Source organism: Salinisphaera sp. G21_0 (assembly GCF_017744115.1).
Classification (GTDB): domain Bacteria; phylum Pseudomonadota; class Gammaproteobacteria; order Pseudomonadales; family Endozoicomonadaceae; genus Endozoicomonas.
This window is the reverse complement of record NZ_JAGHQW010000136.1, coordinates 1-3,250: the sequence shown is the minus strand read 5'-3', so window position 1 is coordinate 3,250 and position 3,250 is coordinate 1. Positions and strand designations below refer to the sequence as shown.

Sequence of the window (3,250 nt, the reverse complement as noted above, 5' to 3'; positions counted from 1 at the left end):
ATAGTTTTGCAGGACAGTTCATACTGGCTCACCTTAAGAAATACTTTAAAAACATCCGGAAAGTCTGGGCTGATTGTGGCTACCGGGGTTACCTTGAAGAGTGGTTTTATCGCTTCAAACCCAAAAGTGTCGAATATTTGCTTGATCAATGGATAACACCGGACGGGAAAACAGTCACTGCCAGGCCTACGGCGAATTTGCACGGGCACCATTACGGCCCGACATTGCAAGCCCACATTTTTCACCAGTATTTCGGTTGTGGTGTTACCCAACCGCAGCTGCTGGAATGGCTCTGGGATATTGGCCTCTCCATCTCGCCGGGGGAACTGAGCAACCTGATCACTAAAGGGAATGAGCAGTTTCAAAGTGAGAAGGATGAGATTCTGGTCACAGGCCTTCGTTGCTCAAGCTACATTCAGACAGACGATACAGGGGCAAGGCATCAAGGGCAAAATGGTTACTGTACCATCATCTGTAATGAGTCGTTTGCCCGGTATGCCACCACGGGTAGCAAAAGCCGGGAGAATTTTCTAAGCCTTCTGCACCGGCCTTTTCGGGCGTACACGATGACAGGGAATGCCCTGGACTACCTGAGGGCACTCAAATATCCCCAAAAATGGCTGCGTATACTCCAGCCATACGTTGGAGTGACTTTTCTGAGTTATGAAGCCTGGAAGGCCTGCATGAAAGAGCATGGCCTGACAGGCAAAAAACGCCTGCAACAAGCCAGTTAAGCTTTGGTTTATGCCAGTTTGATAGAGCATGGCTTAGGGCATCTGACAACCTTCAGCGATGGCGCACAACAGTTCAATGTGTTCAAACACGCCCAGTGCTGGGTACATGCAGAGCGGTTGCTGTACAAGGTTCATCCTGTCAATGAGCAGCAAGCCAATGCCCAGAAATGGTGCCGGACATGACTCTGGGCGATTTATGATGATCTGAAAGCCTTCAAGGCTGAGCCTTCCAAAGAGAACGCCATGAAGGTACGACTTGGCTTTTTAGCCCTAATCCAGACACGCACAAATTGCAGGACTCTCCAGCAAGCGCTCTCAGGCCTTGCTGTCATGGAAAAAGAGCTGTTGCTGGTACTGGAAGACCCAAGCCTTCCGTTACACAACAACCTGAGTAAAAGCCTGATACGAGAATACGTCAAGCGCCGTAAGATTAGCGGCGGCACGCACAGCGAAGTAGGACGGCAAAGTCGCGACACTTTTGCCAGTCTGAAGAAAACGTGTCGCCTGTATAGTCTTTCATTCTGGGACTATCTGACAGACAGGTTAAATGGAGTAGGGCTGTTCCCGAGGCTGGAGAGTTTGATTGAAAAAGCTTCCCAGGTTCTATCTTGTGGGCTTTGCAGCAGTTTTTGAGAAATTACGTTTTTCAGGACTCCTCCGGGGCAATTGTGGCGCAGATTATAAAATCTGACTATTGTACTGCCAGCACAGGGAATTGGGATAAGGGAAGGGCGCATAGAGTGTACTGAGTAAATGCAGTGCACTACTGATACACGACACCAGAAATTGATCAAAGGAGGTGATTATAACGAAAGAGCAACAGTGGTTTCCAAGTCAGCCCCCCATGGTTTAGTCGTTGCGTTTATCAACTATTCGGACTCTTTCATGCAGCGATAGCATTTACTGCTACAACCCGACTTGGAATCTATCGGGGTATCGGACAACTTAGCTGCGCTTGAGCAAGGAGCGCAAAGGTAAATTTTGATATTCTCAGAGTCACAGTGTAGGCAACGAACAGTGCCATCCGGCCAGCGGTTCTCACGGTTCATTTCAAAGCAGGTTTCATTACTGATGAGATCTGAAATTCGGCCTATATTCATGCTCTATGCTGGTGATGACTAATTTTATCAGTAAAGGATATTCCAGCAGTTCGGAATTCGAAAAGAGCCTTTATCGGGAATGGCCATAGAACATTCATGTTTACGTTTCAGGTAATAGGTCGCATTATCATCCCAGATGACGTCTCCAAATATTCTCTTCCCAAGGCTGTCTAACACCAGGGATGTCATGCTATATGCTTCAGCAGGTTTGGCAGTTCCCCAGGGGATCCTGTAGTAGTCACCATTTTCGTTTTTTGTCCATAAGTTCTCTATTAGCGATACATCGTTGTTCCGCTTCGCTTCGCTGAGGGTGGCTGAAAATACAAGATTCTCTTCTGAGCGGACAGAAACAGTCACGTTACTGCCCTCTTTGTCCAGTGTCATTGAACCGTAAGAGGTATTATATTGGTCGGAATATGCGAGAACATATTTCATTATCCATGAATCAGTATGGGCCTTGATGGCCAGGTAGGAGCCCTTGCGAATTTCCAGCATCCAGATAGCTTCGGGATAATTCCATCCCATTAAGTAATACAATGGAATTTTAAAGGCAGCATCCATCTCAATGTTCACTACCAGCAAGGCGCAACGTACACGTTCCGGTGACTTTGCTGGCACGAATTGAACCCCTTCACCTGCCAGCTCAATGGCCCTCTCTCTGGGGACGGAGCCTTTTATAAAGAATCCTTTATGTTCAATGCCCACAAAAGAATACGTACGTATCGATTCTGCCTTGCTTTTCGACTCCGATAAATCGGTTGGTGGGTTACATTCAGTCTCTGCTCCTGAGCCTTCATGATTCAGACATCCATCGGCGCGGCAATTGATAACCGGTAAGAGCACAGAAACAAAAGTAAAGACCAACAACATAAAGAGCTGATAATAACGATAAAAACTCGAACGAATCATATATATACTATTTATCTTCAAGAATATTCTTTCTCAATTTAATCAGAACAATAAAATCAGGGTCACGAAATGAAAAGAAAACTTCTGTAGCTGAGTATAACCAGCTTATCATCTTCGTGACGAATGCTATTGCCTTCAACGATGCACTCTTCCAGATGATCGTATGCATCCTTTGCGTCAGGAGGGAACTCATTTTGATAATAGGTAATGGCTTTTTGTATGCATTCATCGACTTCTTTTTTCAGGCGACTTTTTCTATTTCCTTTTTTACGGTTAGCAGGATACAAGCCTAAGATTGAATAGTTTGCCTGAACGTACTGTTTGTACCAGCGCCATATTGTTAACCAGCTTGGGGCTTTAGGTCCTGAAGCTCAACTGCGATGTAAGCGCCAAAATAACCCACGTCCTACCCTGCTCAGATTTGATCAAGGATCATAAAGCCTCTGATTACATGGAGGCTCCAATGACCAATCCAGAAACCACTAAAGAACAATGGCTGCAACGAAT

General features: G+C 45.9%; 4 protein-coding genes and 1 pseudogene. 3 read left to right on the top strand and 2 right to left on the bottom strand.

All coding sequences use genetic code 11. From position 1 onward, the window contains the following. The 3 genes and pseudogenes from J7439_RS25145 to J7439_RS25135 form a co-directional block, all read left to right on the top strand. A pseudogene (locus tag J7439_RS25145) lies at positions 1-734 on the top strand (hypothetical protein); the annotation flags it as partial. A gap of 3 nt (positions 735-737) precedes the next feature. Further along, the gene (locus tag J7439_RS25140; protein ID WP_209204798.1) at positions 738-917 is read left to right on the top strand and encodes a hypothetical protein; all 180 of its coding nucleotides are present in this window, start codon (positions 738-740) and stop codon (positions 915-917) included. 147 nt (positions 918-1,064) lie between these two features. Then, complete coding sequence (locus J7439_RS25135) at positions 1,065-1,367, top strand: hypothetical protein (RefSeq protein ID WP_209204797.1); 303 nt, start codon at positions 1,065-1,067, stop codon at positions 1,365-1,367. 494 nt (positions 1,368-1,861) lie between these two features. Here J7439_RS25135 and J7439_RS25130 read toward each other — a convergent pair whose 3' ends face one another. Together J7439_RS25130 and J7439_RS25125 are read right to left on the bottom strand one after the other, a co-directional pair. Further along, a complete protein-coding gene (locus tag J7439_RS25130; RefSeq protein ID WP_209204796.1) occupies positions 1,862-2,743 on the bottom strand; it encodes a hypothetical protein in 882 nt (293 codons plus the stop codon). Between the two features lie 62 nt (positions 2,744-2,805). Further along, positions 2,806-3,030: a hypothetical protein gene (locus J7439_RS25125; protein ID WP_209204795.1), complete on the bottom strand. Its 225-nt coding sequence runs from the start codon at positions 3,028-3,030 to the stop codon at positions 2,806-2,808. Between the last annotated feature and the right edge of the window lie 220 nt (positions 3,031-3,250).